Here is an 18,975-nt window from a genome sequence, read left to right on the forward strand (position 1 = left end):
AATGGTGTAAAAGCTGTACCGCTTACAACTCCCGTTGCTGTTCTGTTTGTTCCACCATTTTCTGTATATACAACAGTATAAGGACCAGTTCCTGCACTTGCGGTGAAAGTCAACTGACCGGCACCTGATCCGCATAAAGGACTAACCGCACTTAAGGTTCCCTGCGGTAAAGGATTCACTGTAATTGTAGCTGAAGCTCCTGTAAAACCTGTATTTCTAACACAGCTATTTGCTCCCGTAACGGAAACTAAAGCATAGGTGGTTGTTCCTGTAACCGGAGTAGTAAATGGTGTAAAAGATGTACCGCTCACAACTCCCGTTGCTGTTCTGTTTACTCCACCATTTTCTGTATATACAACAGTATAAGGACCAGTTCCTGCACTTGCGGTGAAAGTCAACTGACCGGCACCTGATCCGCATAAAGGACTAACCGCACTTAAAGTTGCCTGTGGTAAAGGATTTACAGTAATTGTTGCTGAAGGCCCGGTAAAACCTGTATTTCTAACACAGGTATTTGCTCCCGTTACTGAAACCAGTGTGTAAGTCGTCGTACCTATAACCGGAGTTGTAAAAGTATTAAACGGCGTACCACTCACAACATTATTGACAGTACGATCTGCGGTTCCGTCATTATAAACTATTGTATAAGGGCCAGCTCCCGCACTTGCCGTAAAAGTTAACTGACCAGCACCTGTTGCACAAAATGGTCCGTTAGCCGTCAAACTTCCCTGCGGTAAAGGATTCACCGTAATTGTTGCTGAAGGTCCTGTAAAACCAGTATTCCTAACACAGGTATTCGCTCCAGTAACTGAAATTAATGTATATGTTGTTGTACCTGTAACAGGAGTTGTAAAGGTATTAAATGGAGTACCACTCACAACACCTGTAGCAGTACGGTCTGCGGTTCCGTCATTATAAACTACTGTGTAAGGACCAGTTCCTGCACTTGCAGTGAAAGTCAGCTGACCCGCACCTGTTGCGCAAAATGGTCCGTTAGCCGTCAAACTTCCCTGCGGTAAAGGATTTACGGTAATTATTGCTGAAGCTCCTGTAAAACCTGTATTCCTAACACAGGTATTTGCTCCCGTTACCGAAACCAGTGTGTAAGTCGTTGTACCTGTAACTGGAGTTACAAAAGTATTGAATGGTGTACCGCTAACAACACCTGTAGCAGTACGATTAGCTGTGCCATCACTATAAACTACTGTATAAGGACCAGTTCCTGCACTTGCCGTGAAAGTCAGCTGACCGGCACCTGTTGCACAAAATGGTCCGTTGGCGGTCAAACTTCCCTGCGGTAAAGGATTTACGGTAATTGTTGCTGAAGCTCCTGTAAAACCAGTATTCCTAACACAGGTATTTGCTCCCGTTACTGAAACCAGTGTATAAGTCGTTGTACTGATAACCGGAGTCGTAAAAGTATTGAATGGAGTACCGCTCACAACATTATTGACAGTACGATCTGCGGTTCCGTCATTATAAACTACTGTATAAGGACCAGTTCCTGCACTTGCAGTGAAAGTCAGCTGACCCGCACCTGTTGCGCAAAATGGTCCGTTAGCCGTCAAACTTCCCTGCGGTAAAGGATTCACCGTAATTGTTGCTGAAGGTCCTGTAAAACCAGTATTCCTAACACAGGTATTCGCTCCAGTAACTGAAACTAATGTATATGTTGTTGTACCTGTAACTGGAGTTGTAAAAGTATTGAATGGAGTACCACTTACAACACCAGTAGCTGTACGATTTGCTGTGCCGTCATTATAAACTACTGTGTACGGCCCCGTTCCTGCACTTGCCGTGAAAGTCAGCTGACTAGCACCTGTTGCACAAAATGGTCCGTTGGCAGTCAAACTTCCCTGCGGTAAAGGATTTACGGTAATTGTTGCTGAAGGCCCTGTAAATCCAGTATTCCTAACACAGGTATTTGCTCCCGTTACCGAAATCAATGTATAAGTCGTTGTATTGGTAACCGGAGTCGTAAAAGTATTAAATGGCGTACCGCTCACAACGCCTGTAACAGTTCGGTCTGCAGTGCCATCATTATAAACTACTGTGTATGGTCCCGTTCCTGCACTTGCCGTGAAAGTCAGCTGGCCGGCACCTGTAACACAAAATGGTCCGTTGGCGGTTAAACTTCCTTGAGGAAGTGGATTTACCGTTACAATTGCTTCAGATGAAGTGGCCTCAGCACAAGGTCCGTTAGCTACAACTGCCCTAAATCGTATAGTTTGCGTTAATGTTGTAAAAACATAAGCCGTAGATGTAGTATTTACAATATCTACCCAAGTTGTAAAAGGAGCTATTGTATACTGCCATCTTAGAACCGTACCTGTATGTCCGGATAATGTTAAAGTAGCACTGTTACCACCACTGCAAATTGTACTTCCACCCGAAATTGATCCTCCAACACTTAGAGCGGAAACTATAACATTTGCTGAATTATTTCCTGAATTAACTGTTGATATACAATCCTGCGAACGTATAGAAACTATACTAACAGTACTTGTTCCAACTGTAGTAAAACCAACTGCTGTAAAAGTTGCCGTTCCAGCAGTGCTCACAGTCATAGTTGCAGTAAGGTTTGTACCAGTAGGATTCGTACGGTTGTAAGTAACTGTATAAGTTCCCACTGGAAGATTAGCTGCAGGTCCCGTCAAAGTCACTAATGAAGTTCCTGTACTAACACAGGCTCCCGCTGCCGAAGTAGAATTAATGCTGTAAGTTGGACAAGTGTAACCAATAATAACACGTCCAGCACCACCCGCGCCTCCTGCTCTAACTTCTCCTGTATTAGTAATTATTCCGCCACTTCCTCCTCCACCTGGTATACCGCCTGGATTTCCATTTTCGTTGACTCCTCCAATTACACTAGTATGACTTGCTCCTCCATTGGTAAAACCAGGAGAATTGCCTCCTGCTCCAGATGTAAATAATGCCGCTAATCCAGATGTAAATCCTTGTCCTCCACTTCCACCAGCAGTTACTGTACCAGCACCTGTAGATCCACCTGCTCCTCCTGCATAACTTGCGTTTCCTGTTATATTGCCTAAACCTCCCGCACCACCAGAAGCGGAAATAAATGATTCAAATCCTGAAATTGTTGAAGGATTTCCTGCAGTACCGTTTGCTCCTGCCGTTCCAGAAACAGCAGTCGCAACTAAAGCAGATATAGTAGTTCCAGGGATAACTGTAATAGTAGCTGTGGCACGCGCTCCTGCTCCACCTCCAGACCCAGATCGTCCTTGAAGTGCGGGTAAATTGGTTGCTCCACCTCCGGATCCACCGCCACCCCAAGCTTGAATATTCATCGAAGTTAAACCATTTGGAACTATGATTGAATTATTTGTGTCAAATGTGTGAGTAATTGTAGCCTGTCCATACATAAAATTAGATAAAAAGAACAGGAAGACTGGAAGAAATATTTTATAAGATATAGCTTTAAGATAATTCAATTGAAAAGCTATTAAAGATCGATTAAAATGTTGAAAATTGCGGGGCGTCGAAAGTAATTTTTTTTTCATTGGTGGTATTTTAAAATTAATAATCGAATTCTATCTTACACGAAATTTTTAAAACTTCAGGCAGATAAAAAAACTGAAACTTGGGATTTCAGCTCTAAATTTTTAAGAGTAAAACGAAATAAATGATAGGCTTAAATTGCTTTTAAACGACATTTTAAGACTTAGGTCGATTAAAGCTTACTACAAGGTACGATTTTATTTACAATATTTTTTTGACGCAAAAGTTAAAATTAAAATTTTAACACTCTCATTATCAATATCGTAGTTTGAAAATAAAAATGTTAATCTATGAAATCGCCCGAAAACACTAGGTTTAATGAAAGAAAATACATCAAATTTTTAATTGTAGCTGAAGAAAAGTAAGTGTAAAAATCCAATCTAAATTTTAGTTTTTTAGATTCAGAAGAATTAGAAAATGATCTTTTTTACTTCAAAATGATCGTTTTCCAAAATAATTTTAATTAATAAAATTTGATTTGCGACCTTCAAATCTCGAATTTCAAATTTACTGGAGCAGAGATTTTTATTCTGATAAAGTAATTCTCCCTTAATACCAAAAACGTAAACAGCTTTAAGATTTTTTTCTACAGTTGTTATATCAATTATTTTGTTTTTTACTGAAACTGATATTTTCTCTTTATTATTCTTAAAATCCGAAACATCTAAATTTTCATTTCTAAAATGAAGTTCAAATCTTTCTAAAAAAGTTCCTTTATCACTATTAAATGTGTAATTATTTTGTTGCAGGTTACAAATGTTTCCATTTATCTTATCAAATAAATAGATTTCTTTTTGGCTCATTTCTCCATCGGCATGATCGATTGAAATAGTAATATCATCTGACTCAGCAATTCTATATCCCAAATAGATTATATCCGAATCTTTAAAAGGTATTGTTTGCCCCTGAATAACTAATTTTCTATTTTCATAAATGCTATAAAAATCAGCATACTGGTTTCCATTAATTGATTCTGCATTATATCGCAAATCAGAGTTTATATTTTCATTTATATAACCAACTAAAATTTGTTTAAAAATCCCTTTTTCATTCGTGAGATTCAGCCAAAGTCTGTGTTTATTCAACTCATTTGACTTTTTAAAATTTTCATCTTTTGAAGGTTTATAAAAGATATTATTGTGACCTGTTATTCGCATAGAATTATTAAATTCTACAGTTCCAGAAGTGTTACTTCTTATAAAAAATGCCTGCCCCGATGCAATTTTTCCATCTGGCACTGTTTCTTCATCTCCTGCTGATTTTGCTTTAGTACTAATCCCGCCAATTACATTATAAACAGCATAATCATCTGAACTGTATTTAAAATTAACTATTGGTGTGTTATGAGTCCAAAAATATAATGCTCCGTAAGTTTTTAAGTTATTTACCGTTAGAAAACTATCTGCATCGATTGCTGAAGGATATGGATTTCCTATTAAACTGAATAATCCTGGGGCAACTAAATTAAACTCAACTTTACCATTATTGGGTATTCCTTTAAATACACCTTCAAAAATCGATCGCTGTTCTATTGAATAATCCTGCGGACCTCTTATCGAATATCCTTTACCAATAATCATTGTATTTGAAGGCAGATCAATATCCCACTTTTTTAATTCTGTGTTATAGGAAGTAAATTTATCAGATAAGGTATTGGGAGAAAAATCAATTAATTTTTGGTTTTGAACCGGAGAAGACCAATATGTATAATCATAACGCACAATAGGTTTTGTTTTTCTTTTTAAATAGATAATTCCTGTATTTATGATATCATCGTCTGATTGATACAAACTTGCTCCATCTTCTAAAATAAGAGTTCCTAAACCTGAGTACGAAAACTCCATTTCCAGTGTATTTTGATTTAATAATGTTACCGTTTTACCCCTATCTATATTGCAGCTGCAGACATTTGAAGAAACCAGACTTGGAAAGTTTTCTTTAAAAAATATTTCTTTCCCCCCAGAAGGATATCCATTAGACCAAGAAGTTCCATTCCAGATTGTTGATTCTAAACAAAGTTTGAGACGAGCAATTCTGTGTTTAGAAATTCCGGAAATTGAGTTAAAATCACCTCCAATTATTAATCTATAATCAGCTGTAGAACTCATGGCGTAGAGATTTTTATTTAAACGAGCATCAAATGACGGATCAAAATCACCAGATTGTAAAAGTCTGACCAATCTTGATACTGCAGTATTTTTGAAAGTTCCCGTAAATGTACCTCCAGCCAAAATACGATCATCTGGCTGCACTAAAATAGAACGAACATCTCCTTTACTAAATCCAGTTCCTGATTCAAAACTTGTATCTAAACTTCCATTTGAATTCAATCGAAGAATTCGTTTTTGAGAAGCATTATTAAAAGTTACAAAAGTACCTCCAACAATTATTTTATTGTCTGATTGCAATGCAAGTGCGTATACTATTTTATCAAATCCTGCACCAATATTAAACTCAGAATCAAAACTTCCATCAGTGTTTAATCGCACTAAACGAGAACAAGTTCTTCCGTTAAATGTCGTAAATTTTCCTCCCACTAAAATCTTACCATCAGGCTGAGTTAAAACATCCTGAATAAGAGCGTCTGTAATAAGATTAACATTAAAAGATGGATCTCGCGATCCGTCTGGTAAAAGCCTGACAATTCTGGCGGGAGAAGAAGTATTATTATATCGATCAAAACTTCCGGCTATAATAATTTTTTGATCTGACTGAATCGCTATTGCATTTACTTGTGCATTAAATCCAGAACCAATATTAAAAGTATTATCTAGAGACCCGTCTGGTAATATTCTTGCTATGCGATTACATACTATATCATTATATTTTGTAAAATTTCCTCCAAAAATAATTTTACCATCGTTCTGCTTTATTGCAGTTGTTACTGAATTATTAGCTCCAGTTTGTTCTGTATTGAAAGTTTTATCTAACGTTCCATCTTCTAAAAGTCTGGCAATTCTTGAAACAGGATTGTTATTGTATTTTGTGAATTTACCAAATACCATTTCCTTTTTATTTTCGAGAGATATAACCTTCAAAACCGAATTATCAAATCCAATACCAGCCGAAAGATAACTTACATCCAATTCTCCAACATCATTTACCTTAGCAAGCCTTCCTTGATTTTGTCCGTCAAAAACAGAAAATGATCCCCCTATATACCAAGATCCTTCCAAATCATTGGCAACTGCCAGAACAGAATTATTTCCTGGTCCCAGATCAGTATCAAAATCATTTTTTATAGTTCCATCAGGATTTAATAAAACAACTCTGTTTACATCAATTCCATTGTAAAATCCGGTGAAAGATCCACCTGCCATAAGATTCCCGAGATTATCTCTTTTGATAATCTGTACTACACCCTGAGAAAAACCGGTTCCTGTAAAATTTAAATCACGAGTACCATCTTCATTAAGGCGAATTATTTTATTTGCTGTAACGCCATTAAATAATGTAAAGCTTCCTCCCAGAACAATTTTATTATCTGGTTGGACTTCAATCGCATTTACATTATCATTAAACCCCTCACCAATATTAAAAGTGGCATCTGGGCTTCCGTTAGAATCTAAACGTATTATTTTATTACTCAAAAATCCATTAAATGATGTAAAATTGCCCGTTACTAAAACTTTTCCGTCAGCCAATATTCTTGCATTGGTAATATTTACAGAAGATCCGGAACCAGTTGCAAACGAAGTATCTAAAGTACCATTTGGCAATATACGTGCAATACGATTTACTGTAACATTATTATACTTTGTAAAACTCCCAACGATTATTATTTTCCCATCAGGCTGTAAAGCTATATCATAAATAATTCCTGTAGTGGCACCTATAGATGTATTGAATGAAGCATCGTATGTTCCATCACTATTTAAACGAATTAATCTTCCTACACTATTTCCATTAAAAGCCGTAAAATTACCCGCTGCAATAATTTTACCATCAGGCAGAACTGTGCAAGCATATACGCTTCCTGTAAAGCCAGTCCCTGTATTAAAGGTTTCATCGATTGTTCCGTCAGGAAATAAGCGCGTTAAGTGCGAAGAAACATTTCCATTAAGACTTGTATATTCTCCGCCAACTAATAACTTTTGATCTAACTGCAGGTAAAGAGCATGGACTGTTGCGTCAAATCCATCTCCTTTTAATCCATCGTCAATTGGATTAAATGTTATATCAACTTTACCTTGCTGGGAAAAAATGTAAGCCGGAGAAAATGAACCAATAAAAAAAAGCGTATAAATGAGAGTTTTAATCAAAATGAAAATTTGCTAATTTTGTAAGAATTAACCGAAATTAAATTTCTTTTTACAAAACTGCAATACCCACTTTTGGTGATTTTTAAATAAATAAAAAAATCCATTTGCCTTGATTGACAAATGGATTTTTTATTTGGTTTAAGAAGTGTTTTTTTTTATTTGAAAATCACTTTTCTGTTTACTTCAGCATTGTTTTCAAGAGAAACTTTTACAAGCAGCACCTGATCACCTGCCTGAAGGTTTACGATTGAAAGTTCTGTACTGCCGACTTTCTTTTTATTGTAAATCAGTTTTCCTGTAATATCAAAAACAGAAACTTCTTTAATGCTTTCTTTTGCAGAAGTTACTTTGATCACTTTGTCTTTCACAGAAATTAAAAGTCCGTCTTTTACATTCTCAAAATCATCATTTCCTAATGTTTTATTAGTGTAGCGAAGTGTAAAACGATCTGTAAAAGTTCCGGCTTCTGTTTTAAAAGTATAATCGGCTGTTTTTAAATCAGAGATGATGCCTGTTTTTTTGTCTTCCAGATATACATTCTGATTATCGAAGAATCCGTCAACATGATCAATCGAGATTTTGAAATCTCCGGCAATTGTTGATTTGTATCCTAACGGGATTATGTCACTGTCCTGGAATGGAAGCGCACGCGCCTGGATAGAGAATTTAACCGTTTCACTGATGCTGTAGAAATCTATATAACTGTTTCCGTTGAAACTTGCCGCATCGTAATTTAAATCCTGTCCGTTTGTGGCTCCTTCTATATAACCCACCAGCATTTGTTTAAAAGCACCTTCGGCATTTGATAAATTCAGCCATACACGGTTTCTTTCCAGATTTTCTGTTTTGGCTGTTTTGTAGAAGTTTCCATTATTACTGCCCACTCTCATATCATTGGTAAAGGTAATGCTGTTTGTAACCGGTTTGGCAAAGAATCCCTGTCCGGCAGCAATGTATCCGGTAGGAAGTACAGCATCTCCTCCTGTTTTAATACCTCCTGATAAGTTAAAAGCCGCATAATCGGAAGAGGCGTACTTGTATTTACCGCTGCCATCTCCGGCAGGAGGCGTATTATGAGTCCATAAATAAATGGTTCCAATATTGGTGTCACCGATAAGCTTAATACCATTTATAGCCGAAGGATAAGGGTTTCCAAGTAAATTGAATTTATTTGCAACAGTCGTTTTAGGCACATCTCCATTAGCAGGCACTCCTATAAAAGAAGCTGTCTGAATACTTGGTGTAACAATATCAAAATTCTGAGGACCTCTCACACTGTATCCTTCTCCAGGTTTCATGGTTAATCCTCCGCCAAAATGAATTACCCAGCTGGCATCAGAATCATAACTTGTGTATTTGTCAGCAAGGGTTAATGGCGACATATTGAAAAGCGTAAAGTTTGAAGCCAGTGTTAATGGTGATGACCAATAAGTATAATCATAACGGCGTACGCTGGTTTCTCTGATGTAGGTAATGTTTCCTGAGTTAACTGCGTTTTTATTTGTCTGAACTAAACTTGAATTGTTGTTGAAAATTAAACTGCCACCTGTGTTTACGGTAATTTCGTTGGTCATGTTTAATATTTTATCTGAATTTACAGTCAATGTTGTTGCATTATTTACTGTAAGTGTGTGTGCATAAAAGTTTGTACTTGTACCTTCGATAACAGGTTTGTTAACAGGGGCATTTGGAATAACAACACAATCCGTCTGTACAGGAACTCCATTTGGAGTCCAGTTTGCTGGATTACTCCATTTTGTATCAGCTGACCCATTCCATACTTTGGAAACAGACGTATTAACTTGTACAGATGTGGCTTGTGATATACATCCACTAGCATTTCTTACCGTTACATTATATGTTGTGGGCGCAAGACCACCAAATATTCCAGTGTTGTTTGTGTAAGTAGAGCCATCAATACTATAAGTTATTCCAGGTGCTGGTGCTGGATTTGTTATTGTAATTGTACCAGTATTATTAGCACAAGTTGGCTGCGATGTTACAGATGCGGTTGGTGCTGCTGGCGTTGGATTAACAGTCATTGTTATCGTATTCGATGTCGCAGGACTTCCGGTTAAACATGGTGACGCATTAGAAAACATAACAACTGAAATAGCATCTAAATTAACTAAACTATTACTTGTATAGGTTCCTGTTGTAGCACTAGGAATTGCGTTTGTCCCCTTATACCACTGATATGTTGGACTGCTTCCTTGATTTGTTGCTGTGGCAGTAAAAGTTACTGATGTTCCTGCGCAAATAGCTCCAGCTGGTGAAGCTGAAATACTTACACTTGCAGTAATATCAGGACTTACAACGACTCTCACTTCATTTGAGATAACAGCACTTCCACATGTTGGTGTTGAAGTACAAACAATATACCAATTTCCAACTCCTAAAACTGCTCCAGTCGGAGTGTAAGTTAATCCTGTTGCAGAAGCTATAGGAGTTATTACACCACCAGAAGCAGAGCGTTTTCCCCATTGACGTGATGTTATTGTTCCTCCTCCAGTTTCTCCAACTGTTAATTGAGCTCCGCTATTTGATGCACATAACGCCTGATCACCATTTGGTGTGATTGAAACCGTTGATAAATTTGGTGTTATAGTAATAGTTGATTCATTTGAAATAACAGGGTTTCCGCATGTTGGTGTTGAAGTACATACAACATACCATGTTCCAGCTCCTAAACTTGCTCCGGTCGGAGTGTAAGTTGATCCTGTAGCAGAAGCTATTGGAGTTATTACGCCTCCCGGAATTGAGCGTTTTCCCCATTGACGGGAAGTTATTGTTCCTCCTCCTGTCTCTCCGGCAGTTAATAATGACCCCGATCCACTAACACAAAATGATTGTGTTGTGGTTCCAGTCACATTAACAGCAGATAGGTTTGTAATTACTGTTACTGATAGGGTTCTGCTTGTACTTGTTCCGTATCCATTTTGTGCTGTCACTGAAATCGTTCCTCCTTGTCCCGAAACTCCTGTTGTAACGGTAATACTGTTAGTACCTGCACCAGCAGTTATATTCCAACCAGTCGGAATTGACCAATTGTACACCACTGCATTTGTTACAATTGGCACTGAATATACTTGGCCTGTTACAGAAGGACATTGTGTTGCTATACCGGTAATAGCTGCAGGAGTCGCTGGAGTGCCAGAAGGACTGGTCGTCACTACAGCACTATTGCTATAATAAACACAAGCACTTGCATTAGATGCAGTTGCAGAAATAGTTCTTCTATAGTAATAAGTTGTATTAGATGTTGGAGTTAGAGCTGGCGGTGTATAATCCTCAGATGTAGCTCCAGTTATATCTGTAAAATTAGCATTATCTATTGATCTTTGCCATTGATAACTTATTGTAGAATTTGTACCTCCATTATATAAATAAGCCGAACCATCAAGCAATTGTGTTCCTCCACTACATAACATTCTTGAAGCAGGGACAATGGTATTTGTAGAATTATCAAATGCTACCATGTCAAAAGAAACTTCATTCACTCCTCCATTTTCATAGTAATCCAGAACTAATTCACTATTTCCAGACAAATAAACCATAACATTTCCATATGTTGTGGCTACATGATCTGTAAAAGCATCAAAAACTTTTACGCCATCTACAAAAAGTCTAACCCCATCATCACCTCTAACAGTAACCATGTAGCATCCTGTTTTTGTAGATCGCATTCTGTATCTTACACCAAATCCTTGAGTATAAATATTAGCTCTGTTAACCCCGTCTGATAGTGTGGAGAAGCAAACCGTATCACCGCCAAAATTATCTGTTCCAAAGATTTCAGGTTTGGTATAATATCCAACATAACCATATAAACCACTAGGATTTATCAAAGAAGTGTTGTAAGCATTAGTCGCTGGTGGTCCCCCATTAGTATTATATACATGTCCTATCCATGTATTAGTTCCTGATAACAACTGATTATCCTGTGTATTGTTTACTCCAACTAAATTTAAGGACATAGTACCTCCAGTAGTTCCATTATTAGAGCAATTTGGTCCAGCTGAAAGAACTAATTTAATCTGTCCAGAAAGTGTAGATATCCAATTAGTTATATTTGTTCCATTTGCATTATTATTACTAATAATTGCAGAATCATTAGAAGCATCTAACACTGTTAAATATTCATTCGTTCCAAATACATTACCAACACTAAATGTATAAGTAAATCCTTTTACAACGTTAATCAATGCATATTGTCCAGCGTTTGTACTTGCAGTAGTTATTGTATTTGTGTTATCAATGCAAAAAGTATAGGTGCCAATAGATGTTGTTGCTAATGGTGTAACTGTAACAGTAGGTGTTGTACTCATTTGCACGGAACTACAACCAATAGCCAATACATTAAAAGTTGTAGTATTTGTTAAGTTTCCTGTTGGAAGATTAATTGTTCCACCTGTACCAGCAACTGGTGAGCCAATAATTGCGTTAGAGGCATTTCTTAATTGATAATTTACGCCAATTTCTGAAGCAGCAACTGTAATAGTAGTTCCAGTACCAGGACAAACTGTTGAAGACGTTGATGCAATAGTTTTATTTGCCGGAGGAGCAAGTATAGTTTGATTTGTTGTAGTAAAGGCTTCATTACCTGGTCCAACCCCATTTATATTCCATGCAAACCAAGAAACTGCCTCATTTACCACATCAAAACTTATATTGTTTATTCCAGAATCTAAAAGATCTCCGTTGTTACTTCCTCCAACATTTATTGCAGGTAGAGAAAATGTATAGGTTCTTGTTTCTCCTGGTGCTAAATTTCCAGCATCAGTCCTAATGTGGTAATCTGACCAACTGTCATTACTTGCCTTATAATTCCATTTAATTCCAATATTAATATCAGGAATCCCACTTCCAACAGGACCATCTGTCCAAGTTGCTGTTCCGACATTTTTTATGGTAACTGTTACATTTCTTGTTTCTCCTGGGCACCAATTGGTAGATCCTGTATTAGTCGATATTATTTGACTTTTATAAGCTACCTTTGGTTTTAGAGCAATTAAAAGTCCTCCATTTCTTTGACCTCCAGACATAGTTGCCATTCCTGTACCAGTATTACCTGCTGAAGTCTTGATTGCCCATGCAGCACCCACACTTACGTCTCCACCAATCCCTGCTCCTTCCTGATTATCATATAGTTCAGCTAAAGTTAATGATCCTGGACTACCAGTTCTCCAACTATTATCATTCCATGTAGGAGAAGAATTAGCCGTCTGTCCAAACATAATTACTGCTGCATTATTAATAGTTGTAGTAAGACTTCCTGCGGTTACAGCAGTTGTACTATTATTTACAGTGTTAAATGATCCTGTCGCATCTATTGGTGTTACTGTGTCAACACCATAAAAAGCAACTATTGATCCTACAGCACCTGTAATATTTGAATAAACATTAAATGTATAATTTATTGGTTCAGAAGAAGTAGCGACCTTATATAAAACGGTACCTCTCCTAGTTGTTCCACCATTTGTACCAAGATTAGCTCCATCAATTGTAAGCCAGCCAGATGAAGTAGGTGCTGTTAATGTACCATTTCCTACTTGAGCAATATTTACAATTAATATATCTCCTTCTAAAACAGTCGAAGGTCTGTTAATGACTAAAGTTGATGTTGCTGTTGAAGATGTGGTAGAAGAGCCTCTCTGCAAAATTTGACTAAACCCAAGATTGGAAACTAAAAACATTCCAAAACACATAAAACTCAAACTTGATTTAAAAAATCTTTCTTTATAAAATTTATAAGAAAGAAGAAATAAATTAAAAACGATCAAGAGTAATTTTCTAGTCATAGGCGTGGTATTAAATTATTGTTTTTGGGGCGAAATTCAAATAAAAAATCAGAAATTTCGTTTTTCACAAAACGGACTTTTTGACTGTTAAATTGTTAAAAATCTTATTAATAACTGTTTAATATATCAAACAGTTTAACAAACAGAATTTCCCCACAAAACTATTACAAATTGGAATAAAAAACAACCCCTTAAGGAATGGGTTTTAAGAATTGTAAATAAATTATCATAAAATTTAACAGTTAATTGTTTATTTTTAGCAATTAAAGTTAAAAAGAAGGAAATACACATGGATAAAATTTATACTCCAAAAGAAGCTTTACAGAAATTGGAGCATTTTTGTGCTTATCAAGAGCGTTGTCATGATGAAGTTGTATCAAAGCTTTATAGCTTAAAAATGACCTCAGATGAGATCAATTTAATTGTCGTTCAACTCATTGAAGGAAATTTTTTAAACGAAACTCGTTTTGCGTGCAGTTTTGCGAGAGGAAAACATCGAATGAAATCTTGGGGAAAAATCAGAATTACAAACGAATTAAAAGCTCGTCATATTTCTTCAACAAATATTGCACTTGCATTAAAAGAAATTTCACCAGAAGAATATTTTCAAACTTTTGAAAATCTTTCTGAAAGATGCTGGAATTCTATTCACGAAAAAAATGCATTAAAAAAACGTAAAAAGTTTTGTGATTATATCCTTCGTCGTGGGTATGAAAGTGATTTGGTTTATGAAAAAGTGAAAGAGCTGGAACAAAATCAAGAGTGAAAAAAAGCAAGAAATAATCCTATAATTTGTTTTTCTTTCATGAATAAATTACACTCAATAAACATCCTAAATTCCTTACGTAATAAAAAACAACCTTAAGTTGTAAAATATTGCTTTTCTAAGAAATTTTCACCAAACCTGACGTTTTTTCGAATATTCTATTGAAAAACACAGTCGAAAAACCATTATATTACGGATTTTTCCTATTTTTAACAAAGCGATTTTATAAGAAATTCCATTAATTGTTAATTTTTAGCATGCATTTCGTCGATTATTTCACCAGTTTATCGATTATATGCCACTTGTAAAAACCTTAATAAAATCAAACACGTAGATGTATCTATATTTGCTCGGTTCGAAAAACTATGCCAGCATAACAAACTGATAGAAAAACATCTAGTATGAAAAAAACTCTACTTTTATTTTTATTTTTACTTCCATTTTTTGGTATTGCACAAACTGATCTTGCTAAGTGGAATGCGGTAAATTCTGGATATGCTGCGACAAACATTTCAGCTAATGTTTCAGCACAAGCTGTAACTGCAGTAGGAGCAAGTTTGGAATACGTTTATGAAAACGACACAGATGTTTTCTATCGTACAGGAAATTGGACAGGACCTTGGCCAAATCCTTCACAATTTGGAGGTGAGTACAATCCAGATAGATACATTCAATTTGCAATAAAACCTAATTCGGGTAATAAAATAGATTTAAGTACTTTCACATTCCAATGCCGATCTGGATCTGGAAAATTTAGAATTAAATATTCTAAAAGTTCTTCATTTACTACTGATGTAAAAGATTTACTAACAGAAACAGCTAACCAAGGTAATTGGACAACTTATACTTTGCCATTTTCTACAGAAATCAATCCCGTTTTAGATAATGAAACTGTATATGTTAGAATTTACTCTTATAGTACATGGAATACGTTTGAGATTAGAACGGGTACTAATGTTTCAAACGTTGTACCATTAATTAGAGGAGCCGTTTCAAGCTTTGATTCAAATAAAATATTAGCAATTAATGATTATGTAAACACAAAGACAAATTTGGCCATAAATATTAATGCTTTGAAAAATGATGTAAAAAAGGAGAATGTTACTTCGCTTACTATTACGACACCTCCAACAGCATCACAAGGAACAGCAATCATTAACCCTGATAGGACTATTACTTTTAATCCGGCACAAAATTTTACAGGTACTTCTACTTTCAGTTATACCATTTCTGATGGGACACAAACTTCAACAGCGACAGTAAGGATTAACATTGCTAATGATATTGATGAAAATTTATCACTTTGGAATGGAGCAGGAAATAGTTTTAATCCAATTACAAAAACCTATGTAGATCCTAATTCTCCAATAACAGCAAATAATGTTTCTATGGGGTATATTTATGAAAATACAACAAGTGCTTTTTTTCAAACTGGAACCTGGCAGGGAACCTGGCCTACTCCTGAACAAAATGGAGGAAGTTATGATGCCAATAAATATATTCAGTTTAAAATAAATCCTGATCAGGATCATGAACTGACTTTGAAACAATTTAGTTTTACATATCGCAATAACGGTGGAAAATTTAGAGTAGTTTATTCTAAAGACAGTAATTTTCAAAATGATGTTAGAGTTTGGGTAAATGGAGCAAATACGGCAAATAATTGGACAACTGTAACATATACTTTTGCTTCGGATATAAGTCCTCTTTTGTATAATCAAACGATGTATATAAGAATATATGCTTACAGTACTAACAATACTTTTGAAATATTAAACGGAAATGGAAATAGCGTTGGACCTGTAATAACAGGTACAATAAAGGATGTTAATACATTATTAGCAAATAATGATTATAAAAGTACTCCGGTTAATCAGGCAATCACGATTAAAGTTTTAGAAAATGATGTTGTTGGAAAATCATCTTTACAACCTATAACTGTAACACAGCCAGCAAATGGAACTGCTACTGTTAATGCAGCAAATGAAATAACTTTTACTCCATCAAGTGGATTTTTAGGAACTACATCATTTACCTACACACTTCGTAATGCAAATTCAAATTACTCATCAGCAACTGTTTACATAAATGGAACAGCTGCTATTTGCGCAGCAACACCAACTGCGGGAAATAATTATTGGAAAGGATATGTTTATACTTTTGCAAATAATACTACACCAGCGGCAACTACGTATGTAGGATCAATAGCAGAAAAAGCCAATTTTGATCGTAATGTTGGTACAGGAACTATTTCAGGTGATACGACTGTTGAGCCTAATAACTTTTGTGGGACAGTGCCAAGTGATTATGCTCTTGTTCGTTACTATATGCAGGTTAACACGACTGTTGAAGAAATATATAATTTTACAATAGGGGCAGATGATGGTGTGAGATTATATGTTGATGGTGTTTTAGTAACGGGGCTTGCAACAGCTTCATGGGGAGGAAGTAATAGTTATGTTAAATATGCTGCTTTACGTAACTTAACGGTTGGAACACATAATTTTGTTTTAGAATATTACGAAAATGCCGGATCATCAAGAGTATCTTTTTCTTATGCACCAATAAAAGGAAATCCTGCACTTCCTTTCGGTATAAACAAATGGAATGTTTATGGTTTTACTACTGTAAATATTACAGGTTCAAATACAGCAACGACAGTAAATATACCTGCTAATTCTTATGCTGGTAGTTATGAAGACACAAACACTAATGTTAATTCACAAACATATTGGAATAAAACAAAATCCCCTTCAATCGCTTCTGGTTGGCAAGGTGCACCTATAAGTGATGATGATTTTACGGTTACTTACAAACGTAAAGGTTTTCCATGCGGTAGTTATCAGATACAGTTAGTAAACTGTGATGATGTTGGAGAGATTTATCTTAACGGAACAAGAATTTTTCTTCAAAATGGATATACAACTGCAGCAAGTACTGTTGGTACCTATACTTTAAATTCAACATCAGAAATTGAAGTTCGTTTAGGCGAAAGAGGTGGTGATGCAAACATTGCAGTAAGTTTTACTACTGTTCCTGTTTATTATGATGGATCAACAACTCCTGCACCGGGAACTGCAATAACAATTAATTCAAACACTACTTTAGCATCAGACTTAACTGTTTGTTCTTGTACTGTTAAAACAGGTGTTACATTAACAGTCCCAAAAGACAGAACACTAACAATTGATGATGCGTTAATTACAGAAGGAACAGGAAAATTACTTATAAGTGATGGTGGTGCTTTGTTACAAAATAATACTACATCAAGTGCTTTTCAAGGTGGTGTAAGTAATTTTGTAATGGAAAGAAAAACGGTAGTTCGTCGTTATGACTATACCTATTGGTCTTCACCATTAACACTGGATTCTAAGTTTACGCTTTACAAAATGTCTCCAAACACACTTGCAGACAAATACACCAGCTACAATCCAAATGCCAGTTGGGTAATTCATTATGGCGGTGGAGTTGATATGGTGCCAGGAGAAGGATATAGTGTGAGAGGTCCTCAAAATTTTGATATTGTTACTGCGTCTACACAAACAGCTTCTTTTGAAGGAATTCCTAATAATGGAGATGTTCCCAAAACTGTTGTTAAGGATAGATTTAATTTACTTGGAAATCCTTATCCATCAGCAATAGATGGTTACAAACTTATCAGAGATACCAATATTGGAACCATTTATTTATGGACTCATAATACACCTCCAGCTGGTGACGGAAGTGGTAAATATAAATACGCTTCTGCAGATTATGCCGCATTTAACTTATCAGGAAGTGTTAGAAATGGAGGAGATGCCACAGGTCCGACAGGATACATTGCAGCTGGGCAGGGATTTTTTGCTAAACCTATAACTACAAGTATCACTTATACAAATGCAATGAGAGTTGGTAATAGAAATAATAATTTCTATAAAACGGCTAAAACTGAAAATCTCGAAAGAAACCGTTTATGGCTTAATTTATCAAATGCAGAAGGTGCTTTCAAACAAACTTTGGTTGGTTATATAGAAGGTGCAACAAACGGACAAGACCTGAATTATGATGCTGCATCTTTTAACGGAAACAGTTATGTAGATTTTTATAGCATCAATGAAACAGTTAAATTCTCTATTCAGGCACGTGCACTTCCGTTTGACAACGCCGATGTAATTCCGTTAGGATATAAATCAACAGTTGCCGGAGATTTCAAAATTTCAATCGATCATGTTGACGGATTCTTCGATAATCAAAATGTTTATTTAGAAGATAAAACAACTGGTGTTATCTCTGACTTAAAAGCAGGAGACTATAACTTTAAAACAGAAGCAGGAACTTTTGCAGATCGTTTCACACTTCGTTACACAAATAAAACATTAGGAACTGATGATTTTGAAAATGTTGATGGTGGACTTTTAGTTTCTGTAAAAGATAAAGTAATCAGAGTAACATCATCAAAAGAAAACATTAAAGATGTTAGCTTATTTGATATCTCAGGAAAAGTTATATATCAAAAAGGAAAAGTTGGAACAACAGAACATTCTATATCAAATTTACAATCAAGCGATCAGATTCTGTTAGTAAAAATCACTCTTGAAAATAATTATACAACAACTAAAAAAGTGATTTTTAAATAGTAAAAATAATA

General features: G+C 35.7%; 5 protein-coding genes. 2 read left to right on the plus strand and 3 right to left on the minus strand.

Annotated elements, in window-relative coordinates:
• The 3 genes from ABD859_RS04465 to ABD859_RS04475 all read right to left on the minus strand — a co-directional run.
• Window positions 1–3,308 (minus strand): beta strand repeat-containing protein (locus tag ABD859_RS04465; RefSeq protein ID WP_425554226.1); only part of this gene is annotated, 3,308 nt, incomplete at its 3' end.
• Window positions 3,309–3,929: 621 nt separating this feature from the next.
• Window positions 3,930–7,781 (minus strand): calcium-binding protein, encoded by a 3,852-nt coding sequence (locus tag ABD859_RS04470; protein WP_345140818.1) that lies wholly within the window; start codon window positions 7,779–7,781, stop codon window positions 3,930–3,932.
• Between the two features lie 155 nt (window positions 7,782–7,936).
• On the minus strand, window positions 7,937–13,582 hold the full coding sequence (locus ABD859_RS04475) for a T9SS sorting signal type C domain-containing protein (protein WP_345140820.1): 5,646 nt from the start codon (window positions 13,580–13,582) through the stop codon (window positions 7,937–7,939).
• A gap of 289 nt (window positions 13,583–13,871) precedes the next feature.
• Here ABD859_RS04475 and ABD859_RS04480 point away from each other — a divergent pair, with 289 nt between their 5' ends.
• Together ABD859_RS04480 and ABD859_RS04485 are read left to right on the plus strand one after the other, a co-directional pair.
• On the plus strand, window positions 13,872–14,348 hold the full coding sequence (locus tag ABD859_RS04480) for a regulatory protein RecX (protein ID WP_345140823.1): 477 nt from the start codon (window positions 13,872–13,874) through the stop codon (window positions 14,346–14,348).
• 401 nt (window positions 14,349–14,749) lie between these two features.
• Window positions 14,750–18,964, plus strand: a complete 4,215-nt coding sequence (locus ABD859_RS04485; RefSeq protein ID WP_345140826.1) for an Ig-like domain-containing protein — start codon at window positions 14,750–14,752, stop codon at window positions 18,962–18,964.
• Window positions 18,965–18,975 lie beyond the last annotated feature (11 nt).

The organism is Flavobacterium ginsengiterrae, assembly GCF_039539785.1.
Taxonomy (GTDB): Bacteria; Bacteroidota; Bacteroidia; order Flavobacteriales; family Flavobacteriaceae; genus Flavobacterium; species Flavobacterium ginsengiterrae.

Bases quoted from the DNA above. Each gene is read 5' to 3' on its own strand.
- ABD859_RS04475 (WP_345140820.1), bottom strand. From the start codon at position 13,582: ATGACTAGAAAATTACTCTTGATCGTTTTTAATTTATTTCTTCTTTCT.
- ABD859_RS04480 (WP_345140823.1), top strand. From the start codon at position 13,872: ATGGATAAAATTTATACTCCAAAAGAAGCTTTACAGAAATTGGAGCAT.
- ABD859_RS04485 (WP_345140826.1), top strand. From the start codon at position 14,750: ATGAAAAAAACTCTACTTTTATTTTTATTTTTACTTCCATTTTTTGGT.